At 70.6% G+C, this 5,691-nt stretch carries 6 protein-coding genes; all 6 read right to left on the reverse strand.

Translation table 11 applies throughout. The features are described 5' to 3' along the window. Window positions 1-128: 128 nt before the first annotated feature. A complete protein-coding gene (locus ABZ693_RS35775; protein WP_359885673.1) occupies window positions 129-1,727 on the reverse strand; it encodes a trypsin-like serine protease in 1,599 nt (532 codons plus the stop codon). A gap of 225 nt (window positions 1,728-1,952) precedes the next feature. After that, on the reverse strand, window positions 1,953-3,392 hold the full coding sequence (obgE, locus tag ABZ693_RS35780; protein WP_359885674.1) for a GTPase ObgE: 1,440 nt from the start codon (window positions 3,390-3,392) through the stop codon (window positions 1,953-1,955). Window positions 3,393-3,502: 110 nt separating this feature from the next. Next, window positions 3,503-3,757 carry a 50S ribosomal protein L27 gene (gene rpmA / locus ABZ693_RS35785; RefSeq protein ID WP_010476314.1) on the reverse strand — a complete coding sequence of 85 codons (255 nt, stop codon included), beginning with the start codon at window positions 3,755-3,757 and terminating at the stop codon, window positions 3,503-3,505. Window positions 3,758-3,771: 14 nt separating this feature from the next. Then, window positions 3,772-4,092 carry a 50S ribosomal protein L21 gene (rplU, locus tag ABZ693_RS35790; RefSeq protein ID WP_189975195.1) on the reverse strand — a complete coding sequence of 107 codons (321 nt, stop codon included), beginning with the start codon at window positions 4,090-4,092 and terminating at the stop codon, window positions 3,772-3,774. Window positions 4,093-4,283: 191 nt separating this feature from the next. Next, entirely contained in the window at window positions 4,284-5,204 is a 921-nt protein-coding gene (galU, locus tag ABZ693_RS35795; protein WP_359885675.1) for a UTP--glucose-1-phosphate uridylyltransferase GalU, read from the reverse strand. A 93-nt stretch (window positions 5,205-5,297) separates the two neighbouring features. After that, the coding region (locus ABZ693_RS35800; RefSeq protein ID WP_359885676.1) for a hypothetical protein at window positions 5,298-5,691 on the reverse strand (394 nt) is incomplete at its 5' end.

The raw sequence follows: 5,691 nt of genomic DNA on the forward strand, positions 1-5,691 counted from the left end.
TTCGGGCCGTAGACGACGTCGTCGCCGAGGGGCTTGGGCTTGTGCCGGGCGGCGGCGGTGGTGGCCGCTGCGACGGCGAGGACCAGGAGGAGGACGGCCCGTGGGCCCGCACCCCTTTTCCCGTGGGATCAGATCCAGTCGTCGCCCGGGGCGATGGCGAAGTACGTGCCGCTGTTGAGGCGGGCCGCGATCTTGCCGTCGGTCGTGTGGACGAGCAGGTCGGCCTTGTTGTCGGCGTTCACGTCACCGAAGTAGAGGTGCCCCTTGCCGGGCTGGCCGAGGAAGTTGCCCCAGCCGGTGCTCCAGTCCGTACCGCCGTCGAAGTACGTGCCCATGTTGGTGCGCACGGCGACCTTGCCGTCCGTACCGTGCACGATCAGGTCCGCCTTCGCGTCGCCCGTGATGTCCGCGAAGTAGAGCCGGCCCTGACCTTCCTGGCCGAGGAAGTTGCCCCAGCCCTGGCTCCAGTCCGTACCGCCGTCGAAGTACGTGCCCTTGTTGGTGCGCACGGCGACCTTGCCGTCCGTACCGTGCACGATCAGGTCCGCCTTCGCGTCACCATTGATGTCCGCGAAGTAGAGCCGGCCCTGACCCGGCTGGCCCAGGAAGTTGCCCCAGCCCTGGCTCCAGTCCGTACCGCCGTCGAAGTACGTGCCCTTGTTGATCCGCACGGCGACCTTGCCGTCCGTACCGTGCACGATCAGGTCCGCCTTCGCGTCACCATTGATGTCCGCGAAGTAGAGCCGGCCCTGACCCGGCTGGCCCAGGAAGTTGCCCCAGCCCTGGCTCCACAGGACGGGGTTGCCGAAGCGGTAGACGGGCTGTCCGGGCGTCGTGGCGACGCTCTTCAGGGCGTTGCGCACCATGACCTTGCCATCGGTGCCCAGGACGATCAGGTCCTCGGCGCCGTCGCCGGTGACGTCGGCCGTGTACACGACCTCGCGCAGCCGGTCCTTGACCTGCTTCACCCAGGTCGCCACCGCCGCGTCGTCGACCCGGCTCGCCACGGCTCCCGTACGCGTCTCGGCCGGGTCCTGGCCGAAGCAACCGCCCTGCCACGAGCGGCTGTTGACCGCGACGAGCTCGGTCTTGCCGGCCACCTCCCGGACCAGCGGGCCACCGGCGTCGCCTGCGCAGGCGGCCGCGCCGTCCTGGCCGGTGACGGACAGCTCCCCGGCTGCGGGCACGTTGGAGGCGTCCACGGCGAACGAGCCGGTGTGCACGGCGAGCGGGGACCACTCGGTCTTGGTACGGCCGAAGCCGGCGGCCTTCAGCGTCTCACCGGCGGCCGGCGCGGTCGTGGCGAAGGCGACCGGGGTGATCCCGGCGATGCCCGTGGTCGGCTTCGCCAGGCGGGCCATCACGAGGTCGCGGCCCTGGTAGGGCGCGAGCTCGGTCACCTCGGTCACCAGACCCGTGGTGGTGGTCAGGTCGCCCCGCCCGATGGTGGCCACGGTCTTCAGCGCCGGCGCGCCGGCGGCCGGCACGGCACCGGAGGCCGGGTTGTCGACGAAGCAGGAGGCCGCGGTGATCACCCAGCGCGGGTCCACGAGGGTTCCGGAGCAGGCCCGGGTGCCGTCGCCTATGTCGAGGCGCACGGTGTAGCCGCCGGCGGCGGCAGCCGCGGTGCCGGAGACGGCCTGCGCCGAGGTCGCCCCCAGCATCAGCGGACCGGCAACCAGCGGGGTGGCAAGGGCAGTGAAACGTGCACGTCTGGCGGAGTGCATCAGCTCTTCCTTGTCTGTCGTGAGACTGACATCGCACTCTAGTGATCTTGACGGTAAGGCGGAATGGCCACCCGAACGGCCCCTGCCGGATTGCACCGACAAGGGCCGAAGGTCACTTCAGGAAGAACGTGGGAAGGTCACGAACGCGCCAGGGAGCGTCACGAATGCGCCGCACACGGGCGGTGGTGTGGCGGGACCGCCTGACCACCGCCGCCCCGCTCCGTACTAGATCGCCTGGAAGTCGTCGAACTCGCGCTGCGCCTCGTCCCGCTCCGCGTCGCGGTCGCGACGGCGCTGGGCCGCCGGACGCGGGGCCTCCAGGCGGTGGTCCTCGCCGCGGCGGCCGAGCATCTCGGCACCGGCCATCATCGAGGGCTCCCAGTCGAAGACGACCGCGTTGTCCTCGGAGCCGATCGCCACGCCGTCGCCGGCGCGGGCGCCGGCCTTCATCAGCTGGTCCTCGACGCCGAGGCGGTTGAGCCGGTCGGCGAGGTAGCCGACGGCCTCGTCGTTGTTGAAGTCGGTCTGGCGGACCCAGCGCTCCGGCTTCTCGCCGCGCACGCGGTAGACGTCTTCCTGCTCGTCGTAGGTGACGGTGAAGCCGGCGTCGTCGACCGCCTTCGGGCGGAGGACGATCCGGGTCGCCTCCTCCTTGGGCTTCGCGGCGCGGGCCTTCCCGACGATGTCGGCGAGGGCGAAGGACAGCTCCTTCAGGCCCGTACGGGCGACCGCGGAGACCTCGAAGACGCGGTAGCCGCGCTCCAGGAGGTCGGGGCGGATGAGGTCCGCGAGGTCCTGGCCGTCCGGGATGTCGATCTTGTTGAGGACGACGACGCGCGGCCGGTCCTCGAGGCCGCCGTACTGCTTCAGCTCCTCCTCGATGGCGTCGAGGTCGCTGACCGGGTCGCGGTCGGACTCCAGCGTCGCCGTGTCGAGGATGTGCACGAGCACCGAGCAGCGCTCGACGTGGCGGAGGAACTCCAGGCCGAGGCCGCGGCCCTGGCTGGCGCCGGGGATGAGGCCGGGGACGTCGGCGATGGTGTAGACGGTCGAGCCGGCCGTGACCACGCCGAGGTTCGGGACGAGCGTCGTGAACGGGTAGTCCGCGATCTTCGGCTTGGCGGCCGACAGGACGGAGATCAGCGAGGACTTGCCGGCGCTCGGGTAGCCGACGAGCGCCACGTCGGCGACCGTCTTCAGTTCGAGGACGATGTCCTGGAGGTCGCCGGGCTCGCCGAGCAGCGCGAAGCCGGGGGCCTTGCGGCGGGCGGAGGACAGCGCCGCGTTGCCGAGGCCGCCGCGACCGCCCTCGGCGGCGACGTAGGTGGTGCCCTGGCCGATCAGGTCCGCGAGGACGTTGCCCCGCTTGTCGAGCACGACGGTGCCGTCGGGCACGGTCAGGACCAGGTCCTGGCCGTCCTTGCCGGCCCGGTGGTCGCCCGCGCCGGGCTTGCCGTTGGTGGCCTTGCGGTGCGGCGAGTGGTGGTATTCGAGAAGTGTGGTGACCGACTGGTCGACGACCAGGATCACATCGCCGCCGCGGCCGCCGTTGCCGCCGTCGGGGCCGCCGAGCGGCTTGAACTTCTCCCGCATCACGGAGGCGCAGCCGTGGCCCCCGTTACCCGCGGCGACGTGCAGCTCGACGCGGTCCACGAAGGTGGTCATGGTTCTGTGCCTCCAGAAAAGCTATGGGTGGGACTGTCTATCTAGTAACACGCGAAAGGCGGACCCGCTTCCCTTACGGGAAGTGAGGTCCGCCTCCGCAAAACGTCCGATCAGGCGACCGGAACGATGTTCACGACCTTGCGGCCACGGAAGGTGCCGAACTGCACCGAACCGGCCTGCAGGGCGAACAGCGTGTCGTCGCCGCCACGGCCGACGCCCGCGCCCGGGTGGAAGTGGGTGCCGCGCTGGCGGACCAGGATCTCACCCGCGTTGACGACCTGACCGCCGAAGCGCTTCACGCCGAGCCGCTGGGCATTGGAATCGCGACCGTTCCGGGTGGACGATGCGCCCTTCTTGTGTGCCATTGCTCAGTCCCTCTTTACTTCGCGGCCGACGGGATGGACGTGACCTTGATCGCCGTGTACTGCTGACGGTGACCCTGGCGACGGCGGTAGCCGGTCTTGTTCTTGTACCGCAGGATGTCGATCTTGGCGCCCTTGGTGTGGTCCACGACCTCGGCCTGCACCTTGATGCCCGCCAGGACCCACGGGTCGCTGGTCACGGCCTCGCCGTCGACCACGAGCAGGGTCGAGAGCTCGACCGTGTCGCCGATCTTGGCGGTGGAAATCTTGTCAACCTCAACGATGTCGCCGACAGCAACCTTGTGCTGGCGACCACCGCTGCGCACGATGGCGTACACGCGGATCTCTCTCTCACTCGGTAACGGGGGCCCCTGACGCCAGCCGCCCACGCGCGGGCCTGGGGCCCACAGCGATTTCCGGGATCGGACGAGCGGCCTCTCCCGGCGGACCGGGAGGGAGGTGCTCAGAGGGTGCGGCATATCAAAAAGACACGCCGACGGTCTAGATTACGGGCGGGTCCCGTAAGGGGTCAAATCCCGGCCTCGTCGGTGGTCTCGGCCACGAAGCCCTTCAGCCAGGCACGGAAGTCCGGGCCGAGGTCCTCGCGCTCGCAGGCCAGCCGCACGATGGCGCGCAGGTAGTCGCCGCGGTCGCCGGTGTCGTAGCGGCGGCCCTTGAAGACCACGCCGAACACGGGGCCGCCCAGCTCCTCGTCGAGCGCCATCTTCTGCAGCGCGTCGGTGAGCTGGATCTCGCCGCCGCGGCCCGGCTCGGTCTCGCGCAGGACGTCGAAGACGGCCGGGTCGAGGACGTAGCGGCCGATGATGGCGAGGTTGCTGGGCGCCTCGTCCGTGGCCGGCTTCTCGACGAGACCGGTGATCCGGACGACGTCGGCGTCGTCGGTCGGCTCGACGGCGGCGCAGCCGTACAGGTGGATCTGCGACGGCTCGACCTCCATCAGCGCGACGACGCTGCCGCGCTGCCCGCCGAGGACCTCCAGCATGCGGGCGAGCAGCGGGTCGCGCGGGTCGATGAGGTCGTCGCCGAGCAGGACCGCGAACGGCTCGTCGCCGACGTGCGGCGCGGCGCACAGCACGGCGTGGCCGAGACCCCGCGGGTCGCCCTGGCGCACGTAGTGCATGGTGGCGAGCTCGCTGGACTCCTGGACGCGGGCGAGCCGGTCGGCGTCACCCTTGCGGGTCAGCGCCTCCTCCAGCTCGTAGTTGCGGTCGAAGTGGTCCTCGAGCGGACGCTTGTTGCGGCCGGTGACCATGAGGACGTCGGACAGACCCGCCGAGACCGCCTCCTCCACGACGTACTGGATCGCCGGCTTGTCGACGACCGGCAGCATCTCCTTCGGCGTCGCCTTGGTGGCGGGCAGGAAGCGCGTTCCGAGACCGGCAGCGGGAATGACGGCCTTGCGCACGCGGGGGGCGGGAGTGTTGTTCATCGGGTGGGTTCCTGATTTCCGATCGGGGTCAAGCCGTGTGGACCGTCCTCGGTGGAGGACGGTCCACACGGTTCACGACGGGGACGAGACCAGTCAGTCCTGGGCGGGGGCTGCGGTCTTCTTCGTGGTCGCGGCCTTCTTGGCGGTCGCCGTCTTCTTCGCCGCGGTCTTCTTGGCCGCCGTCTTCTTGGTGGCGGCCTTCTTCGCGGTGGCCTTCTTGGCGGTCTTGCGGGCCGCCTTCTTCGCCGGGGCGGGCTCCTCGGCGACGGCGTCGGCCTGGACCTGGGCGGCCGGGGCGGCCTCCTCGGCCGGGGCGGAGGACGCCACCACGACCACGGCGGCCTCCTCGGCACCCGCCGGCGAACCGGCCGCGGCGGTGGCCTTGCGGACCAGGCGCGCGCTGTTCACCCCGCTGTACCCCAAGGAGGTGATGGGCACCCCGGACAGCTTCAACGACGGGGCGCGCACCGCGCTCAAGGCGACGGCA

This window comes from Streptomyces laurentii (genome assembly GCF_040635425.1).
In the GTDB taxonomy this organism is placed as follows: Bacteria; Actinomycetota; Actinomycetes; order Streptomycetales; family Streptomycetaceae; genus Streptomyces; species Streptomyces laurentii.